The following is a 19,114-nucleotide window of genomic DNA, read 5'->3' as shown; positions in this document are numbered from 1 at the left end:
TGCGCCGCCGCCTGGCTCAGTGCCTGGCGGCGGTGGCGATCACTGTCACGGCGTGCTCCACCGCGTACACCGGGTCTTTCGCCTCGCCCTTGACTTGGGCGTCGGTCTCGGCCAGCACCTTGATGGCAGTGACAAGTGCCGGTCCGGTCCAATGCCCGGCATCGCGGCGGGCAGAATCCACCTGCCACGGGGACATGCCAAGGTCCCTGGCCAATTGGGCCGAACTGCCTCGCAGGGAAAACACCTTGGCCACCTGGCGCACCTTCATGGCCAGGGCCCCCACGAGCGGAACCGGATCCACGCCCGTCGCCAGGGCGTGCCTGAGCGTGGAGAGGGCCACCGGCGCATTGCCGGCAAGTGCTGCATCAGCCACGCGGAACGCCGTGGCCTCCACCCTTCCGCCGTAGTATTTGTCGACGTCGTCGGTGCTGACCATGCCTGTTGTGTCGGCAACCAGCTGGGAACAGGCGGCAGCCAGCTCCGACAGGCTTGCCCCCACGGCGGCAACCAGCGCCCGGACGGCTTGGGCGTCAATCCGCCGTTTGGCCAGCGAAAACTCGGCGCTGACAAACTGGACCTTTTCGGCGTCCTTCTTCAGGGGCAGGCATTCAACCCGGGGCACGCCCAAGGCTTTCAAGGCATCCAACAGCTTTTTCCCGCGGGTGCCGCCGGCATGGATGAGCACGAGCGTGACGTCGGGGGCAGGATCCTTGATGTAGGCCAGGGCATCCTGCAGGAAGTCGTCGGTCATGGTGGCCAGGGACCCAGCCTCGATCAGCTTGGGTTCACTGAACAGGGAAGGGCTGGCGACCATGCCCAGCTGGCCTGCCGTGTAGTGGCCGGCATCAAGTGTGGTCAGTTCCAGTTCGGCGTCCCGGGCCCGCAGCTTCCTGCGGACGTCGTCCAGGGCACGGCTGGAAATAAAGTCTTCGGGGCCAATGAGGAGCAGCACCGGCGCGAGCGGCACGTCCCGCCAATCAGTGCCGCCAGAGGGTCGCTGGGAAGTTCTGGGCGCCGGGCTCACGGGCGCGTTCCTGTCCATGCAATGTTCACAGCATCTACTGTGCCACCACGGCCGCCTATTCCCAACCCGGCGGCATCGCGGCCCGACGGCGCAGGCGGGGCTGCGGACGGGGGTCCTGCCGCACGAATGTCTGTCACAGCTGCAACACCGCAGCCATCCACCACATGGTCGCCGCAGCGGCGAAGGCCACCAGTGTCGCAAAGCCAAAGCGCCTGCGCCAGGACGCCGGAAGGTGACCGCGCAGGCGGGCGAGGATTGCGGCAAGCCGCTGCTTCTCAACCACGGCGATCAGCCCTGCCAGCACAACGGCGTTGAGCAGGGCCATGAGAATCACGCCCTGGGTCCCTTCCGGCCAGGGCAGGCTCGCTGCCGGCAGTGCCGACATGAACCGTGCAACTACAGCCACCCACCATGCGCCTGCGCCGCTGACGGCTGCGCATAGGATGCCAATGGGCGGCACTGCGGCAGCGGCCACCATGCCAAAGGTGCCCACGGTGGTCACAACTGCCACAACCGGGGCAGCGATCATGTTGGCCGGAATTGTGTAGGGGGTGAGCCGCGCCTGCAGCAGGACGATGACGGGGGCACAGAACAATTGCGCTGCCAACGGAATGGCCACCGCCTGCGCCAACCACAACGGCAATAGAACTGACAGCCATCTCACGCAGCGCCGGCCGACCAGGTGCAGCCCCAAGGTGGCCAACACCGAAAGTATGAAGGCGTAGTCGACCGCGAGCCAGGGATCGGCCAGGAGCAGCACCACAATGCTCACCGACAGCATGGCACCCACCCGTTTGGGCCGGCCGCCCACGATGGCCATGGCCCCAATCGCCCCCATGAGGGCTGCCCGCAGCACGCTGGGGTCGGGTCCCACCAACACGACAAATCCGAGCAGTCCCGAGCCTGACACCGCGACAGCCGCAAGCCGCGGGGTGCGCAATGTACGCAGGGCCAGCATGAGGGACGCGAGCACGAGCGTGCAATTTGCCCCGCTGACAGCTGTCAGGTGTGTCAGACCCACAGTTTTCATGGCGTCACCGAGCGAGCCGTCCATGCCGCTGCGGTCCCCCATGACCATGCCCGGGAGGAGACCGGCCGCATCCCGCGAACGCGTGGCCCAAACCTGTTGAACGGCTGCATGCCAGGCACTCCGGATGGCGCTGACGGCTGCCTGTGGCCCGCCCTTGGCCGCCGTTACTGTCAGGGGCGCCGTTGTGGGGTGCAGGATTCCCGACACGTTTTCCCGTGGCAGGGCGGGGGCTATCGTGCCGGCAGTTGCCACCCTGTCCCCCAACTGCAACCCGGCCCACGCAGTTGCTGCCACCACGCGTATGGGCATCCTTCCCGTGAGCGTGCGCCCCTTGGCCGTGGCCAGAACAACGAACGCGTCAAGGGCAACTCTCGGCGGGCCGTTGCCTGAGCCCAGCAGTCTCGGCACGGTGCCCACCTCAAGGGTCAGGTTCAGGTCCCCGCCCTCCGCCACAGCCTGCTCAAGTGGTGACGTTGCCGAACTCCAGGCCCGCAATCCCACGGCCAACAACACTGCGACGACACAGCAGGCTGCAAGCAGCACAGTGGCCTTGCTGGTGGGAATCGGCGGTTGTGCAGCCGGCCTGTGCGCACGACGGCGCCCGCCCCGCCGGCGCTCTCCCAACCGTCGGCCGCGCCCACTGCCCCGTCGCCACAGCCAGAGGCCGCCAGTGCAGCCCAGCATGCCCCCGCCGAGGATCAGCGCCCATTCCAGTGCCATGGTCCCGGGCAGCGAGATGGCAACGGCCGCCGTCGACCATGCGGCCGCCACGGCAGGCAACAGCCTGACATCCGCACGGTGGTGCACCTCCGTGTCGGCCTGCTCCGCATCGGCCGCGGCCAGCCGCCGACGCACATCCCCGGCCTGCCGGCGCAGGCGCTCGCGTCGGCTCATGGCCGGAGCGGGCACCATTTCCTGCACGGCAGCCTTGGCGAAGCGCGCCCACCGGGGCTCCTGAAACCTCATGGCTGACGTCTCACGGCGGTCGCCTCACGAGACTGTCACGAGGTCTCGAATGCCTGCCATCAATTTGGCGCCAATGCCGGACACTGCGTCCAAGGCATCGACAGAGGCGTAGGGCCCGTGGTCGGTGCGCCAGTCCACGATTCGTTCGGCCAGCACGGGACCGATGCCGGGCAGTGCGTCAAGCTCCGCAGCCGTGGCCGTGTTGATGTTAGTGAGCCCTTGCAGCCCGGTTCCTGCGCCGCCCGGCGCCACCGCCTGCTGTTCCGGGAGTTGTCCGGCCCCCGCAGTGGCAGGCATGGCGGCTGCCTGCTCCTTGGTGGGCACCAGGATTTTCAGTCCGTCAGTCAATGGGGCAGCCAGGTTCAGCGCGGCCAATTCGGCCTCGGGCAGGGCCCCGCCGGCAGCGTCCACCGCCTGGAATACGCGGCTGCCCGGGTCCAGCGTGAACACCCCGGGGCTTTTGACGGCCCCGACAACGTGCACCACGATTTTCCCCTCCTGATTCCCGGCCCCGTCCTGCGTCCCGGAAGTCGCAGGCGGGGCGCTTCCCGGGCCGCTTCCCGGTAGGCTGCCGGCCAACGGAGGCACAGACACTTTTCCCGCGGAACCGGTGGCCAATTGGGCGGAGGCGCCCTGCACTCCGGCTGACTCGATCCACAGCATCCCCAGTGCTGCCGCCATCATGGCCAGCACCACGACAAGTGCACGCAGCGAAACGACCCACCTGGGTCCCCGGCCGTGCGGGAGTCCACCGCCCCGGGAAGCTGCCCCATGCCCGGGAGGTGGCCAGTCAAGGTCGTCGCCAGCACTGCTCATGCAACAACGGTAGGCGGGATAAGGGCCGGCGAATCGGACTTTTGTGCGTTCTGTGGAGAACTACTTTTCCGGCCGGGCCTGTGGAGGAACCACGCGCCCATGACGAGGTTTCCGATGCGGCCGCACCACCGGCACCACCACTGCCCCAGCCCTGTCGGCCGGTGGTGCAGCAACTTGTTTCGCCGCGCTGCCCTGCACCGCTGCACTCCGTGGCACTGCGGCACCGCCCGGCACCGCTGCACCGTCACGCTCGGGGCTGCAGCATCCGGGACAACAACCGGCTGCGCCGGCCCAACTGACAGTGGGGCGGCCCCCGGAAGTGCCGGCAGATCCCGCGCAGCACCGGGGCCGTCCGCCACCACGACCACCAACACGCCAAGCCCGGCGTGGGCTGCCAGCACGGCGGGCAGCCTGGTCAGGGTTTCGGCGGCCAGTCCCGGGGAGCGTGCAGCCAGGGACTCGCCTAGCGCCCTTGCCTGGGTCTCGTTGCCAAAATGGTGGACACTGATCTGGGTGGTTTGGGCCCCGCGGACAGCGACATCTGCTGCCGCCAGCACTTCCAAGCGGGCTATGGCCTTCGCCGCAGACCGCACCTTCTCCAGCGGAACCACGGCACCGTCCCTGATCCCCAGGATGGGCTTGATGTCCAACACCGTCCCCAGCCATGAGGAGGCCATGCTGATGCGACCGCCGCGGCGGAGCTGTTCCAGGCTGGGAACGTAGAAATAGACGGACGTTGCCGCCAGTGCCGTGGTGGCCGCGGCCATGACCCCATCCACCCCGACACCCGCGGCAGCTGCCGAAATTGCTGCCTGCACACCGCAGCCCTGCCCCATGCCGACAGTCCCCGAATCCAGCACATGAACGGGGATTGGGGAGCGTTCGGCACCCAGCTGCGCTGCATCAAAGGTGCCTGAAAGCTTCGTTGAGATGTGCACCGACACCACAGCCTCAAAGCCTGCTGCAGCGGCATTCTTGTAGGCACGCTCGAATTGGCCGGGGGACGGCCGTGAGGTTTTCACCGACTGTCCCGACGCCAGGGCCAGCGAAATGTGGGTCTCGAGTTCGGCGTCGTCATCTGAATACACGTTGTCGCCAATAATGACTGGCATGGGCACCACTGTCAGCAGGCCCTGGGCAGCAAATTCAAGCACCCATTCCGGCGGCAGGGCCGCAGCCGAGTCCGTGACGACGGCGACTGAAGGCTTGGGCGGGGTGGCGGCGGCCGGTGCCACCCCGGCGGGCTTGGGACGAAGCCGCTGGACTTGCTGGCGCAGCCAGTCCAGGGCCGTTGCTGGCTCAGTCATCGTCCCCCTCCCCTGCATTTTGTTGAGCTGTCTCTGCCATGCCACACAAAAGTGCCTTCCCGGCCGCGATGGCGGGGAAGGCACCTTCACACTGTGGCGCTTCCTGCCTAGGCTGGAACGATATTGACCAGTTTAGGCGCACGCACGATGATGGTGCGGATGTCAGCGCCGTCAAGTGCCTTGCGGACGGCCTCGGAAGCCAATGCCAGCTCGCGCAACTCGTCCTCGGAGATGTCGGGTGAGACCTCAAGACGGTCGCGGACCTTGCCCTTGATCTGGACAATGGCGGTGACTGTCTGCTGCACGAGCAGGGCCTCGTCGACGGCGGGGAAGCCTGCGTTGGCCACGGAGGCCGGATGCCCCAGCGTGTTCCACATGTCCTCGGCCGTGTAGGGGGCAAACAGGCTCAGCACAATGGCGACGGCCTCGGCGGCCTCACGCACGGCGGGATCCTGCCCGCCGGCACCGCTGTCGATGGCCTTGCGTGTGGCGTTGACGAGCTCCATGAGCTTGGCGACCACAACATTGAACTTGTGCCCTTCCAGCAGGGCCTTGGCCTCGTGGACGGCGCGGTGGGTCAGCGACCGCAGGGCGGCGTCGCCGGTGGCCTGGTCTGTGCCCGGCTCGCTGTCAACGTCACGTGCCAACCGCCAGGCACGGGCCAGGAACTTCGCGGAGCCCGACGGCGAAACATCCGCCCAGTCGACGTCGTCCTCGGGAGGTCCGGCGAAGACCATGGTGAGGCGGACGGCGTCGACCCCGAACTTGTCCAGTTGCTCGCCCAGGTCAACACCGTTGCCCAGGGACTTGCTCATGGCCTTGCCGCCGTTGAGCACCTGGCCCTGGTTCAGCAGCGCGCTGAAGGGCTCGGTGGCGTCAAGCATGCCCATGTCGTGGATGACCTTCGTGAAGAAGCGGGCGTACAGCAGGTGCAGGATGGCGTGCTCGACGCCGCCCACGTACTGGCCAACAGGCATCCAGTCGTTGATCTTGGCCGGGTCGAAGGGCCCTTCGGTGAAGTCGGGCGAGGCGAAACGCAGGAAATACCAGGAGGAGTCGACGAACGTGTCCATGGTGTCGGTGTCGCGCTTGGCGGCGCCACCACACGTCGGGCAGGGAACGTTGACCCACTCCGCGGCCGCAGCCAGCGGCGAGGTGCCCTTGGGAGAGAGGTCCTCGCCGCGCAGGTTCTCCGGCAGGCGCACGGGCAGCTGCTCGTCCGGCACAGGCACTTCGCCGCAGTCGGCGCAGTGGATGATCGGGATGGGTGTGCCCCAGAAGCGCTGGCGGGACAGCAGCCAGTCGCGCAGGCGGAAGTTGACGAACTTCTCGCCCGTGCCGAGCTTTTCCAGGATCTCGATCGCTGCCGGGATGCCCTCGGACTTGCTCAGCCCGTTGAGGTCGCCGGAGTTGATCAGGGTGCCCTCGCCGGTGCTGGCGATCCCAGTTTCGGCGGGGTCCTCCATGCCGGTGTCCAAAACTGCGCGGACGGGCAGGTCGAAGGCCTTGGCAAAGTCAAGGTCGCGCTGGTCGTGGGCGGGTACGGCCATGATGGCGCCGGTACCGTAATCGGCCAGGACGTAGTCGGCAGCCCAGACGGGCAGCTTCTCGCCGGTCAGCGGGTTGACGGCGTAGCGGCCCGTGAACACGCCCGATTTGGGGCGTTCGGTCGACTGGCGCTCAATGTCGCTCAGTGCCTTGACCTGTTCGCGGTAGTCGCTCAGCGACTCGGCATGCTCGGCCGTGACCAGGTCAAGGGCCAGCGGGGCGTCGGCTGCAACAACAAAAAACGTGGCCCCGTACAGGGTGTCGGGGCGCGTGGTGAAGACTGTCAGCTCCTGCTGGATCTTCTCCTCGCCGGCGGCCTCGATCACGAACGTGACGTGGGCGCCCTCGGAGCGGCCGATCCAGTTCTTCTGCATGGCCAGCACGCGGTCCGGCCAGTGGCCCTTCAGCGCATCCATGTCATCGAGCAGGCGGTCGGCGTAATCGGTGATCTTGAAGTACCACTGGTTCAGTGACTTCTTGGTGACAACGGTGCCGCAGCGTTCGCAGGCGCCGTTGACGACCTGCTCATTGGCGAGCACCGTCTGGTCCTTGGGGCACCAGTTGACGGGTGAGTTCTTGCGGTAGGCCAGGCCCCGCTGGTAAAAACGCTTGAACAGCCACTGCGTCCACCGGTAGTACTCGGGATCGGAGGTCTGCAGGCGGCGCGACCAGTCAACCGAGATGGCGTAGCGCTTGAACGACTCCGCCTGGGTGTCGATGTTGGCGTAGGTCCACTCGCTCGGGTGCGCGTTGCGCTTGATGGCGGCATTCTCGGCGGGCAGGCCAAAGGAGTCCCAGCCGATCGGGTGCAGCACGTCGTAACCGAGCTGGCGCCAGTAGCGGGAAACGACGTCGCCCATGGCAAATGCCTCGGCGTGGCCCATGTGCAGGTCACCCGAGGGGTACGGGAACATGTCAAGGACGTAGCGGCGTTCCTTGGAACCGTCGTCCAGTGGGGCAAAGACATTCAGCTCATCCCAGACGGCGGGCCATTTGGCTTCCATCGAGGCGAAACTGTAGACGCCCTCTTCGCTGTTCTCTTCAGTCTGGGACTGCACGCTCACGTACCCTGCCTTTTCATTCATCAATGGCTTCTTGCACCTTCCGGCCCTTTACACACAAAAGCCCCTCGACAGAGCAAGGGGCGGCCGCAATCGTAATTGCGGCTAGCTTAGGCGGAGAAATTTATGCACACCCTTACTTTACCGCACTTGAAAACGCTTCGCGCCGCCATGATCTTGCGCCCCGGGCCCGGCTTGGCCCAGCAGGCGGGAGGCTTTGTGCACCGCGGTGCGGCGGGCCGAACAGTTAAGCACGACGGCGGGCCGCCCCAGTTGGGTGCCGCCCGCCGTCGCACTTTTTCTTGCTGTGCTGCTTTACTGCTGTGCTGCTTTTGTTGCCGTGTTACTTCACGTCTTCGTCGACCCAGTCCATGGACTTGGTGACTGCCTTCTTCCAGAGACGCATCTGGCGGTCACGTTCGGCCGGGTCCATGTTGGGCTCCCAACGCTTGTCCTCGGACCAGTTGCTGGACAGCTCGCCGAGGTCCTTCCAGAAGCCCACGGCCAGGCCGGCCGCATAGGCTGCACCGAGGGCGGTGGTTTCGGTGACCTTGGGACGGATCACCGGGACGCCGAGAATGTCGGCCTGAAACTGCATCAGGGCGTCATTGGCGACCATGCCGCCGTCGACCTTCAGCTCTGTCAGGTCAACACCGGAGTCGGCGTTGACGGCGTCAAGCACCTCGCGGGTCTGGAACGCCGTCGCTTCAAGGGCTGCCCGGGCAATGTGGTTCTTGTTCACAAAGCGGGTCAGGCCCACGATGGCGCCGCGGGCATCTGAACGCCAGTACGGGGCAAACAAGCCCGAGAACGCCGGAACGATGTACACGCCGCCGTTGTCCTCGACGGCCGCGGCCAGCTCCTCAACTTCGGGTGCTGACTTGATCATCCCGATGTTGTCTCGCAGCCACTGGATCAATGAACCCGTGACGGCGATGGAACCTTCGAGCGCGTAGTGCGGCTTGGCGTCGCCAAGCTTGAAGCCCAGCGTGGTGAGCAACCCGTTCTTCGAATGGACAATTTCCTCGCCCGTGTTGAAGATCAGGAAGCAGCCGGTGCCGTAGGTGTTCTTGGCTTCGCCGGTCTTGAACGCCGCCTGGCCGAACGTCGCTGCCTGCTGGTCGCCAAGGATGCCGGCGACCGGCACCTCGCGCAGCAGCTGGCTGCCGTGCACGTTGCCGTAGACCTCGGAGGAGGACTTGATGGCAGGCATCATTGACAGCGGCACGCCGAAGACAGCCAGGATTTCCTCATCCCACTGCAAGGTTTCCAGGTCCATGAACAGTGTGCGGGAAGCGTTGGTGACGTCGGTGATGTGCACGCCGCCGTCCGTTCCACCTGTCAGGTTCCAGGTAACCCAGCTGTCGGTGTTGCCAAACAGCAGGTCCCCGGCCTCGGCCTTTGCACGGGCACCTTCGACATTGTCCAAAATCCACTTGATCTTGGTGCCGGAGAAGTACGTGGCCAGAGGCAGGCCGACCTTTGCCTTGAAGCGCTCCACGCCACCGTCGGCGGCGAGCTCGTCAACGATGTCCTGCGTGCGGGTGTCCTGCCACACGATCGCGTTGTAGACGGGAACACCGGTGTTCTTGTCCCACACAACGGCTGTTTCGCGCTGGTTGGTAATGCCGACACCGACAATATCGTGGCGTGTCAGGTTGGCCTGGGCCAACGCGGTGCCAATAACCTCGCGGGTGTTGTTCCAAATTTCGGCTGCGTTATGTTCAACCCAGCCTGCCTTGGGGAATATCTGCTCATGTTCAAGCTGGCCGGTGGAGACAATGTTGCCGTCGTGGTCAAACACGATGGCGCGGCTGCTGGTGGTTCCTTGATCAATGGCAATTACATACTGAGACATCATTGTTTCCTTTGTTCATGATTCACATTAAGAACAATTTGTTGCGTGGCACAAGCCACTGCCAACGGCACGTACCCGTAGGTGTTACGCAGGGAGTTACGCAACAGCGGCCAGCAGGTCAGGCATCCACAGTGTCATCAAACCACCCAGTGCACCACCGACCAAAGGCCCTACCACCGGCACCCAGGAGTAGCTCCAGTCGCTGGAACCCTTGCCCTTGATGGGCAGCAAAGCGTGGGCGATGCGAGGGCCGAGGTCACGTGCCGGGTTGATGGCGTAGCCTGTCGGACCACCCAAGGATGCACCAATGGCGACAACGAGCAAAGCGACCGGAAGCGGGCCAAGTGCCGTGACACTGCCGAAGTGGAGGATGACGAAGACCAAAACGAAGGTGCCGATGATTTCCGTGACAACATTCCAGCCGTAGCTGCGGATGGCCGGGCCGGTGGAGAAGACGCCCAGCTTCGTGGCGGCGTCGGGCTCGCCATCAAAGTGCTGCTTGTAGGCGAGCCAGCAAACGACGGCACCGATGATGGCACCGATCATTTCCGCACCAAAATACGTCATCGTTGAAGCAAAGCTAACGGGTACGTTCGGAGCATAGTCAGCTGCTCCACTTGAAAGGATACCCACAGTAACTGCGGGGTTTAGGTGCGCACCTGACTTCGCGGCGACAAACACACCGGACATGACAGCCAGGCCCCAGCCCCAGTTAACGAGAAGGAAGCCGCCGGCGTTGCCTTTGGTTCCCTTCAGCGAAACGTTGGCTACGACACCGCAACCCAACAGGGTTAGCATCATGGTTCCCATTACTTCGGACAGGAACACTATTCCTAGAGACATCTTTGACTCCTATTGTTCGATTATTCACTAAAGGGCCAGCCAGTGGCTGGCCCCTCTTGAGCCCCCTCTGCCCCCCTGGGGTTTAGGCAATCAAGCTTTGCACCTGGACACCGTGGAACCGGGCCAGAATATCAACGGCGTGGCCAATTTCCTCGGCCACCTTCTCCTGGCCCCAGCCCAGCGGGCCCGCCAGCGCGGCCGCAGTTTCGGCCAGCAGTTCGCTCGTCACGAGTCCCCGGAAAGCCAGGGAAGTGCGGCGGATCATGACATCGATGAGATGACCAATTTGTTCGTTCTCCACCATGAAGAGCACTTCGCGGTCGCTGAGCTCGTCGGTCGAGTCAAACACCGTGTCTTCACCTTCCTTGAGGAACGCCAGGACGGCCTCGGCGCGGGTGCCGTAGCGGGTCAGGAGCACTCCCGACCGGGCCACATCAACAGATTCGCTGGTGTGGGAAGCAATCCAGGCTTCGACGCCTTCGGTGGTGGCAGGGAAGTTCACGCCGCCGCCGATGGCCAGTTTCGCCGTCGAGGTTTTCCGTGCCGTGCCCAAAATGGCCAGCACGTCATTGGTCATGTGCTCCGACAGGGCCCGGAACGTTGTCCACTTGCCGCCGACAAGGCTGAGCACGGGCACGCTGGCCCCGGCAATGGTCCGGTCTGCGCGCTCAATGCGGTAGTCACGGGAAACAAAACCGGGGGCCGTTTCATCGTGGCGCGGGAGCGGGCGCACGCCTGAGAAGCTGTACACAATGTCGTCGCGGGTGACAAGGACGTTGGGGAAGACGTGGCCTACGAGCTCGAAGAAGTAGTCGATCTCCTCGTCCGTGCAAACTGCGTCCTTGGTCATGTCAGCGTTCACGTCGGTGGTGCCGACGAGGACCCTGTCGCCCATGGGGTAGATCAGGACGATCCGGCCGTCGGTGTGTTCGAAGAAGATTTCGCGGCCGTTGCAGGCGGCCAGCAGACCGGGGTGGTCAAGGACGATGTGTGAGCCCTTGGTGCCGCCCATGAACCGTGATGCGGCACCCATGGCCGAGTTGGTCATGTCGACCCAGGCGCCCGTGGTGTTGACGATGACGTCGGCGGTGAACGTGAACGTTTCGCCTGTCAGCTGGTCGGTGACCTCAACGCCGTCGTCCTTCACTGCCGTGACAGCAAGATAGTTGCTGGCGCGGGCGTGCTCGGTGCCGTCAGCGGCCGTTCCGGCCTTCTCGCCGTCCTGCAGCACATCCAGGGTCAGGCGCTCGGGGTTGTGCACCGAGGCATCGTAATAGGTGGCGGCGTACTTGAGGTTCGAGGGCAGCTGCGGCAACTCTGCAAGTGCCTTCTTGCGGCCCTTGAATTCGTGGCGGGGCACTGTGCCGCCGTCGCGGGAGAAGGCGTCGTACAGTGTCAGGCCAACCTTGATCAGGAAGGCGCCGCGCTCCTGGGGCTTGCCCTGCTTGTGGGTGAGGAAGCGCATGGGGGCGCTCAAAATACCCGAGAAGGTGCTGAAGATGGGGATGGTGGTCTGCAGCGGCTTGACGTAATGGGGTGCGATCTTCAGCAACCCGTTGCGTTCCATGACAGATTCCTTGACCAGCCGGAACTCGCCGTTTTCAAGGTAGCGGATGCCGCCGTGAATCATGTGCGATGAGGCGCCGGAAGCTCCTTGGCAGTAGTCGCCCCGCTCAACAAGGGCCACGTCGACGCCCTGCAGCGCCAGGTCGCGGAATGTGCCCACTCCGTTGATGCCACCGCCTATAATCAAGACCTTGGCATGGGGGCGCAGCTTCAAGGCTTCTACCTGGGCACGTACCACCGGCTTTGGATCAGTGGAATCTTGATTCTTGCCAGTGTTGCCGAGGATTCTCATTTTGACCTCATTCGAGTCCCGTTGGGTTGCGCGTTGAACGCCTGTTCCAACTATTGTTTGAATAAATGGAAAATATAGTCAACATGACTGCACGAACGTGCAGAAAGGGCGCAGATCACATGGCCTCGAAGCCAACAAAACAGCAGGATGCGCTCCGCGCTGCACAAATGTACTACTTGCAGGACCAGACGATGGATGCCATTGCACGTGAGCTTCGCACGTCCCGTTCCACCGTTTCCAGGCTGCTGGCATCAGCCAGGGAGACGGGTCTCGTCCAAATTCAGATCAAGACCCCGTCCGACAGGGCCCCCGAGCTTGAACGCGTCATCCGCAAGCGCCACAAGGTGGATGTCCATGTTGTTCCCGTCTCGGACATGCTCAACGAGGTGGAGGTGCTCGAGCGGGTCAGCATGCAGGCCGCCCGCACCATCGGCCCCCTCGTTGACTCCAATGCGGTGATCGGGGTGGCCTGGGGATCAACTGTCAGCACAGTGAGCCGGCACCTGACCCGCAAGACAACGCACGGCACCACGATTGTCCAGCTCAATGGGGCAGGCAACACCCAGACGTCCGGCATCACCTACGCCTCGGAAATCATTCGCCGTTTTGGCACGGCGTATGGCGCCAAGGTTGAGCAGTTTCCGGTTCCGGCGTTCTTTGACCACGCCGAGACCAAGTCCCTGATGTGGCAGGAGCGGAGCGTGCGGCGCATCCTCGACCTGCAGGAACGCATGACGATCGTCATTTTTGGCGTGGGCTCCATGGACGCTGAAATTCCCAGCCACGTCTACTCCGGCGGCTACCTGGACTCCACGGACCTCGACGCCCTGGACGCCAGCGGGGTGGCCGGCGACGTGGCAACAGTATTCTTCCGCGCGGACGGGAGCGACGACGGCATTGTGCTCAACGACCGCTCCAGCGGTCCCAACCTTGACAACCTGCGCAAGGTCCGCCGTCGGATCTGCGTGGTGTCGGGGCGCAAGAAGATCTCCGGACTGCGCGGGGCACTGGCGGGAGGTTTGGTCACGGACCTGATTCTGGATGAAACGACGGCGCGGGAACTCGTTGAGCAGGACAGTCAGGCAACAGACCCGATCTTTGGTTTCCTGAGCGGCCTGGACGGGATCTGAGCGCCGGACCGGCCGCGCGGCACCGCCCACTGCGCCCCGCGGATGGGTAAAGTCGTGGGTATGCAACTCTCCCCCAAATACACACTCAACAACGGTGTCGGCATCGACGTGCTTGGCTACGGTGTCTACAAGGTTCCGTCCGAAGACTGTGCCAACCTTGTCGCCACGGCGCTGGATTCCGGCTACCGCACCGTTGACACCGCCGCGCTGTACGGCAACGAGGAGGGCGTAGGCACCGCAATCGTCAATGCCGTGGCTGCCGGGACGCCTCGCGGGGAACTGTTTGTCACCTCCAAGGTGTGGAACACCGACCAGGGCTACGATGCAACGTTGGCGGCCTTTGACGCCAGCATGGAGCGGCTCGGGCTCGACTATCTTGACATGTACCTGATCCACTGGCCCTGCCCCGCCCGGGAGTTGTTCATCCCCACCTACAAGGCCCTTGAAACGCTGTACCACGAAGGGCGCGTGCGGGCGATTGGCGTCAGCAACTTCGAAGCTCCGCACCTGCATGAACTCCTTGCCGCGACCGAAGTTGTCCCTGCCGTGAACCAGATTGAGCTGCATCCATGGCTCGCCCAGACCGAGCTGCGCGCCGTGCACGCCGGGCTGGGCATTGCCACCCAGGCCTGGAGTCCGTTGGCCCGCGGCGCCATCCTCAACGATCCGGTGCTGCTTGAACTCGCCGGCCAGCACGGCCGGTCGGTGGCGCAGATAGTGCTGCGCTGGCATGTTCAGTCGGGGCACCTGGTGATCCCCAAGGCCAGCTCCCCCCAGCGGATTGCAGCGAACCTTGCCGTCTTCGACTTCACCCTTGACGAGGCCGAGATGTCGCGGATCGACGCCCTGGACCGGGGTCAGCGCTCCGGCTCCCACCCCAACGAGGTCAACTAGCCGTGGCACTAAAGTTCCCGGCCTCCCTGAAGTTCCCGGCAGCAAGGAAACGCACGACGGCGTCCGGGGCACCGATCGAGGCTGCCCTGGCCGACAACCTGGCTGACAGGAAAAGCGCCCACGTCCTCATGGTTGCAGGGGCTCCGGTGCACTACTGGGAGTACGCTGCCCTGCACCGGAATGAGCCTGGGGCCGCGGGCACCAGCACGGGTCTCAGCGACGGTGCCCGCACCATCGTGGTGGTCCATGGTTTCCGTGGAGACCACCATGGGCTGGAACGCGTGGTTGAACTGCTGCCTGGCTTCCGCGTCATCATGGCAGACCTGCCGGGCTTTGGCGCCTCAGCTGCGTTCGTGCAGGGAAAGCACGACGTGGCCGGATACGGCGCCTTCCTGGGTGACTTTTTGGCTGCCCTGGACCTGGGACCAGACACCGTGCTGCTCGGGCATTCCTTCGGCTCAATCGTCGCCAGCCACTTTGTGGCAAACCAACCAGACAGGGTCCAACCGCTGATCCTGGTGAACCCCATCGCCGCCCCCGCCCTGGAGGGCCCCAAGGGCATCATGACCCAACTCGCGGTGTTTTATTACTGGGCCTCAGCGAAACTTCCAGCAGCACTGGGCAATGCACTGTTGCGCAGCAAGCTCATTGTCCACATCATGAGCGTAACCATGGCCAAAACCCGCAACAAGGAGCTGCTGGAGTTCATCCATGGCCAGCACCATGCGTATTTCAGCGGCTTCGCCGACAGGGACATGCTGCTTGAATCCTTCCAGGCTTCGGTCAGCGGCACCGTGCGGGAGGTCGCCACCCGGCTGACTCTGCCCACCCTTCTGATTGCCGGGGCCGAGGATGAAATCGCCACCCTGCCGAACCAGCACAAGCTGGTGGAGTTGCTCCCGGATGCCGAACTGGTTGTCATCAGCAGTGTCGGCCACTTGATTCATTACGAAACACCCGAGCCGGCTGCCGCCGCCATCATCCACTTTCTTGAAAGGCACCCCGCCCCGTGAGCCAGCCCCACTCCGCGAGCAACCAAGAATTTTTGAGCAATCCGGAGCCGCCGACACAACCAGGTGCCCCGGCCAGGCCCAAGATCGTCATGGACGCGCGCTTTACCCGCATGGACCACCACGACGGAATCAGCCGTTACGGCGCAAGCCTCATGGCCGCCGTCGCCCCTTATGCGGACGTGACAATGCTCATCCATGACGAGCGCCAGCTGGCCCTGCTGCCCGACCTTCCGTGGGTGAAGATCAATTCCCCGCTGTCACCGCTGGAACTCTTCGTGGCGCGGCATGTGAACAAGCTGGATGCCGACCTGGTGTTTTGCCCCATGCAGACGATGGGCAGCTGGGGGCGGAAATATCCTTTGGTGCTGACACTGCACGACCTCATTTATTACGAGCACCCTGCGCCTCCGGGATTCCTGCCGGCCCCGGTCCGTGTGCTCTGGCGTTTGTACCACAAGGCGTATTGGCCCCAGCGGCTTTTACTGAACCGTGCCAATGTGGTGGCAACCATCAGCGACACCACTTTGGCCCTGATGCGCAAGCACGAGCTCACCAAACGGCCGGTCCGAATCATCGGCAATGCACCGCAGGGTGACCGCACTCCCCGTGATCCCTCACTTGCGCCGGAAAAGTCGCTGGCATACATGGGTTCGTTCATGCCGTACAAGAATGTGGAGACGCTGATCCGGGGTATGGCGGAGCTGCCGGATTTCACTCTCAACCTGCTGAGTCGGATCACCCCCGGTCGGCGTGCGGAGCTTGAATCCCTGGTCCCTACCGGCGCGTCGGTGGTATTCCACAACGGCGTGACTGATGCCGAATACGACGAGCTGCTCCTGCGCACCACAGCCCTTGTTACTTTGAGCAAGGCTGAGGGCTACGGTCTGCCGCTGGTCGAGGCCATGGCGCTGGGGACACCCGTGGTTGTCGCTGACACGGAAATATTCCGCGAGGTCGGCGGGTCTGCCGCGCACTATGTACCGGCAGACTCTCCGTCGGCCTTTGCGACCGCCGTGAGGTCATTGGCCGACCAGCCGAAGTGGGCTGCAAGTTCAGCTGCCTCCGTGAAGCAGGCCGGGACCTTTAGCTGGGATGCCTCGGCACAGGAACTACTGGCGATTGTTGTCGAACTGCGAGGCCGTGAGGGATCCGAAGCCGTCTCCGGTTAAGCTGCTTTTGGGCCGGGTGCGCTGACTGCTCCTGAGCTGTTCGCTGCGCCGGGGCGCTTCCTGCTCTAGAGCCGGACTGGCCCTCGGGGGTGTTCACTCCGTCGGGGGCGCTTCTTGCTCCGGGTGTTGTTCATGGCCTGGGGGTTGTTGGGCCTGTCCCGGGGTTGCTGTCCATGCCGCTGCTGCCTGCGTTGCTGGCGGCTGTGTTGGCGGCTGTGTTGCGTGGTGGGTTGAGGGCCTTGGCGAGGCGTCGCTTCAACCACTTCGGGTACTGCGTGCATTGAGGTGTTTCATACAAGGGCGCCCGATACTTCCCACCCGGGGTAATCCACCCCACCCTGCCATCAGCAGTGAGCTGCGGTGTCCAGCCCCGCAAACGAATCTGATGCCGATACGAATCCCGATACCGCCGATACATGCCATGACGATCCTTATCATCCTTAAAATGCCGCAAGCGATGATGAAGAGCACAGGCCGGGCGAACGTTCTCGAGCGTGGACTTGCCCCCGTGCTCCCACGACCTCAGATGATCCATCTCCGTGAGCACCACCGGATTCATGCAATTCTGGAAATAACAGCCCCCGGCCAGGGCCTGCAACACCGCTTTCTCCGCATCCCGCAGCGTGTACCGCTCCGGACTCAACGGCAACGCCTCACCCGTCACCGGATCAGTCAACACCCGCAAGAACGTCTTCGCACCCGCCATGAGCTTCCTGGCAATCCCCAACGGCACCGGCCCAGCCCCCTCACCGACCAACTCAGCCGGTTCATCAGTGACACCCACCAACCCCAAAAACGGGACCTTGAGCAAAATCTGCGCCCTCGGCAACGGCGGATCCACCATCACCTTCCCCTGACGCATAGCCTCCAACTGATCCAGGTACTCCTGCTGACGGTCCTCGACAATCCCGTCAACCAACCCGCCCACATAACCAGAACCATCACCAACCAACGACCCCGACACCGGCACATCCCCCGCCACATCCACCAACCCCGGCCCCAGCCCCAGCCCCGGGTTATCCTGGCCTTTCGGCATGCTGGTGCCACTGAGAGGAGGTTCCGGCCCCGCCCCGCCAGGCACGACGGTGCCCCTGAGAGGTTGACCCTCGTCAGGCAGAGCTGTCCCCGCCCCGGAACCAATCACCGGATTCCAGGTGCTGGCGGTCCCGGAGCCGTCGGCGACGACGTCCTCGGTAATGATGCCAGGACCCGGGGTGGGGCCCGGGGTGCGGGGCGGATTCGCCTCTTCGCACTCCCACCCCGGCGCCTCAACCAAACTCACCCCAAACGCCGACTTCTCCCCAAAAACAACACCACCACCATCCCCACCAAAACCCACCCCACCGCCACAACCACCAACACCGCCACAACCGCCACAACCGCTGCCGCTGCCGCTGCCGCTGCCGGCACCCTGGCTGTCATAGCCCCCATTGCTGGTGCCTTGACCACTGCCTCCGGCGCTGTTGCTGCTGCGGCTGCCGCCACCATGGCCGCCGCTGCCGGTGGGGTTGGTGCCTCGGCTGTGCGGGCTGGTGGTGTTTGGGTTGGTGGTGGTGGGGTTGGTGTAGCTGTTGGCCGGGAGTTCCTGGCCCATGAGCAGAATCGCGGCAACATCAGCACGGATCTGCTCACGCGTCCGGTACTCACGGCAATCCTCCCCCGCACCCACCGCGTCAGCAGCACGCTGGCGTGCCGTGGCATCATTCTTGATCGCCTCCGCGAGCCGATGGCAATGAACCATGATCGCGTTCGCCGCCAACGTCGGAATATGCAACGTCACCCACGACATCCCATCCCGGCCCGGATCATTGCTCAACCGCCGATTCTTGAACGCCTCCTTCGTGCGCGTCTCCATCGACTCAGGGAACATCTTCTCCCGCTCCCGCCGCGCCTTCCCCGCAAACCTGACAGCAGTGGTCCCCGGCGCCAACACCAACAACCGCCCCTCAAACACCCCCACATCAGCAGCCGTGACAGTGCCGGTGTCCTCCAACGTGGCGATCTCTTGAACAATCGTGCACGCATGACGCCAGGACAACACCCCCGCCCCCAACGCCGCAAACGTCCCCGGATGCGCCAACACCTCCAACGCATGATGCGTCAACGCCACCGCCGTCCGTTCAGCAATACCCAACGACTGGGCCGCCTCAACCACGGCACTGGACTCAGCCAGCTTCGCCTGCCACGGATCCAAATCCACAGCAACGCGCTCAACCCCCACAGCCCCCATCAACTGCCCCAACAACGACGCCTTGCACGCCGCCGTCGCATCCTCCAACAGCTTCACGACCGCCAACGCCGCAACAGCACCATCATGCACACCACACGCAACACCGTGCTGGGACACCGGCTCCGGATCAGGCACCGGAAACCCCGCCAACAACGGCAACCCCGCCAAAACAGGATTGTCAGCCCCAAAGGGTTCAATAAAAGGAAGAGCACCAACCGCGGCAAGAAGTGAAACCACATCCTGTGTGGCCTCACCACCCCGGTCCCCGGGGACAATCACCGGAATACTCATACCCCAAGAATACAGCCACCGTTACCACCACGCAATAGAACCCCGAAAGAATCTTCTAAATCTTTTGAGGCAACAG

Annotated in this window: 13 protein-coding genes; 4 read left to right on the top strand and 9 right to left on the bottom strand. The window is 64.0% G+C overall.

The features are described 5' to 3' along the window. Nucleotides 1–16 precede the first annotated feature (16 nt). From holA to AC1L6K_RS12030, 8 genes are all read right to left on the bottom strand, one after another. On the bottom strand, nucleotides 17–1,024 hold the full coding sequence (holA, locus tag AC1L6K_RS12065; RefSeq protein ID WP_480949113.1) for a DNA polymerase III subunit delta: 1,008 nt from the start codon (nucleotides 1,022–1,024) through the stop codon (nucleotides 17–19). Between the two features lie 133 nt (nucleotides 1,025–1,157). After that, nucleotides 1,158–3,020 (bottom strand): ComEC/Rec2 family competence protein, encoded by a 1,863-nt coding sequence (locus AC1L6K_RS12060; protein ID WP_480949112.1) that lies wholly within the window; start codon nucleotides 3,018–3,020, stop codon nucleotides 1,158–1,160. A gap of 24 nt (nucleotides 3,021–3,044) precedes the next feature. Next, nucleotides 3,045–3,836 carry a ComEA family DNA-binding protein gene (locus AC1L6K_RS12055; protein WP_480949111.1) on the bottom strand — a complete coding sequence of 264 codons (792 nt, stop codon included), beginning with the start codon at nucleotides 3,834–3,836 and terminating at the stop codon, nucleotides 3,045–3,047. Beyond that, nucleotides 3,833–5,143 (bottom strand): DegV family protein, encoded by a 1,311-nt coding sequence (locus AC1L6K_RS12050; protein ID WP_480949110.1) that lies wholly within the window; start codon nucleotides 5,141–5,143, stop codon nucleotides 3,833–3,835. The genes AC1L6K_RS12055 and AC1L6K_RS12050 overlap by 4 nt, the downstream gene beginning before the upstream one ends. Nucleotides 5,144–5,250: 107 nt before the next feature. Further along, nucleotides 5,251–7,755 carry a leucine--tRNA ligase gene (gene leuS / locus AC1L6K_RS12045; protein ID WP_480952758.1) on the bottom strand — a complete coding sequence of 835 codons (2,505 nt, stop codon included), beginning with the start codon at nucleotides 7,753–7,755 and terminating at the stop codon, nucleotides 5,251–5,253. A 340-nt stretch (nucleotides 7,756–8,095) separates the two neighbouring features. Further along, entirely contained in the window at nucleotides 8,096–9,610 is a 1,515-nt protein-coding gene (gene glpK / locus AC1L6K_RS12040) for a glycerol kinase GlpK (protein WP_480949109.1), read from the bottom strand. A gap of 96 nt (nucleotides 9,611–9,706) precedes the next feature. Next, nucleotides 9,707–10,453 carry an MIP/aquaporin family protein gene (locus AC1L6K_RS12035; protein ID WP_480949108.1) on the bottom strand — a complete coding sequence of 249 codons (747 nt, stop codon included), beginning with the start codon at nucleotides 10,451–10,453 and terminating at the stop codon, nucleotides 9,707–9,709. 82 nt (nucleotides 10,454–10,535) lie between these two features. Then, nucleotides 10,536–12,311 carry a glycerol-3-phosphate dehydrogenase/oxidase gene (locus AC1L6K_RS12030; protein ID WP_480949107.1) on the bottom strand — a complete coding sequence of 592 codons (1,776 nt, stop codon included), beginning with the start codon at nucleotides 12,309–12,311 and terminating at the stop codon, nucleotides 10,536–10,538. A 191-nt stretch (nucleotides 12,312–12,502) separates the two neighbouring features. On the opposite strand from AC1L6K_RS12030, the gene AC1L6K_RS12025 reads away from it, so the two are divergent. The 4 genes from AC1L6K_RS12025 to AC1L6K_RS12010 all read left to right on the top strand — a co-directional run bounded on the left by AC1L6K_RS12025 (nucleotide 12,503) and on the right by AC1L6K_RS12010 (nucleotide 16,517). Beyond that, nucleotides 12,503–13,441 (top strand): sugar-binding transcriptional regulator, encoded by a 939-nt coding sequence (locus tag AC1L6K_RS12025; RefSeq protein ID WP_480949106.1) that lies wholly within the window; start codon nucleotides 12,503–12,505, stop codon nucleotides 13,439–13,441. A 60-nt stretch (nucleotides 13,442–13,501) separates the two neighbouring features. After that, nucleotides 13,502–14,335, top strand: coding sequence for an aldo/keto reductase (locus AC1L6K_RS12020; protein WP_480949105.1), 834 nt, complete (start codon nucleotides 13,502–13,504; stop codon nucleotides 14,333–14,335). Nucleotides 14,336–14,463: 128 nt separating this feature from the next. Further along, on the top strand, nucleotides 14,464–15,348 hold the full coding sequence (locus AC1L6K_RS12015) for an alpha/beta fold hydrolase (protein WP_480952757.1): 885 nt from the start codon (nucleotides 14,464–14,466) through the stop codon (nucleotides 15,346–15,348). Between the two features lie 89 nt (nucleotides 15,349–15,437). Next, nucleotides 15,438–16,517 (top strand): glycosyltransferase family 4 protein, encoded by a 1,080-nt coding sequence (locus tag AC1L6K_RS12010; protein WP_480952756.1) that lies wholly within the window; start codon nucleotides 15,438–15,440, stop codon nucleotides 16,515–16,517. A 130-nt stretch (nucleotides 16,518–16,647) separates the two neighbouring features. On the opposite strand, the gene AC1L6K_RS12005 is transcribed toward AC1L6K_RS12010, so the two are convergent. After that, complete coding sequence (locus tag AC1L6K_RS12005) at nucleotides 16,648–19,038, bottom strand: HNH endonuclease signature motif containing protein (protein ID WP_480949104.1); 2,391 nt, start codon at nucleotides 19,036–19,038, stop codon at nucleotides 16,648–16,650. Between the last annotated feature and the right edge of the window lie 76 nt (nucleotides 19,039–19,114).

The organism is Specibacter sp. BI4, from assembly GCF_056680095.1.
The sequence above is the reverse complement of the archived record's forward strand: the minus strand, read 5'-3'. Positions and strand labels throughout refer to the sequence as shown.

Coding starts and splice junctions, on each gene's coding strand:
- AC1L6K_RS12060 (WP_480949112.1), bottom strand. CDS start 3,020: ATGAGGTTTCAGGAGCCCCGGTGGGCGCGCTTCGCCAAGGCTGCCGTG.
- AC1L6K_RS12055 (WP_480949111.1), bottom strand. CDS start 3,836: ATGAGCAGTGCTGGCGACGACCTTGACTGGCCACCTCCCGGGCATGGG.
- AC1L6K_RS12050 (WP_480949110.1), bottom strand. CDS start 5,143: ATGACTGAGCCAGCAACGGCCCTGGACTGGCTGCGCCAGCAAGTCCAG.
- glpK (WP_480949109.1), bottom strand. CDS start 9,610: ATGTCTCAGTATGTAATTGCCATTGATCAAGGAACCACCAGCAGCCGC.
- AC1L6K_RS12035 (WP_480949108.1), bottom strand. CDS start 10,453: ATGTCTCTAGGAATAGTGTTCCTGTCCGAAGTAATGGGAACCATGATG.
- AC1L6K_RS12030 (WP_480949107.1), bottom strand. CDS start 12,311: ATGAGAATCCTCGGCAACACTGGCAAGAATCAAGATTCCACTGATCCA.
- AC1L6K_RS12025 (WP_480949106.1), top strand. CDS start 12,503: ATGGATGCCATTGCACGTGAGCTTCGCACGTCCCGTTCCACCGTTTCC.
- AC1L6K_RS12020 (WP_480949105.1), top strand. CDS start 13,502: ATGCAACTCTCCCCCAAATACACACTCAACAACGGTGTCGGCATCGAC.
- AC1L6K_RS12015 (WP_480952757.1), top strand. CDS start 14,464: ATGGTTGCAGGGGCTCCGGTGCACTACTGGGAGTACGCTGCCCTGCAC.
- AC1L6K_RS12010 (WP_480952756.1), top strand. CDS start 15,438: ATGGACGCGCGCTTTACCCGCATGGACCACCACGACGGAATCAGCCGT.
- AC1L6K_RS12005 (WP_480949104.1), bottom strand. CDS start 19,038: ATGAGTATTCCGGTGATTGTCCCCGGGGACCGGGGTGGTGAGGCCACA.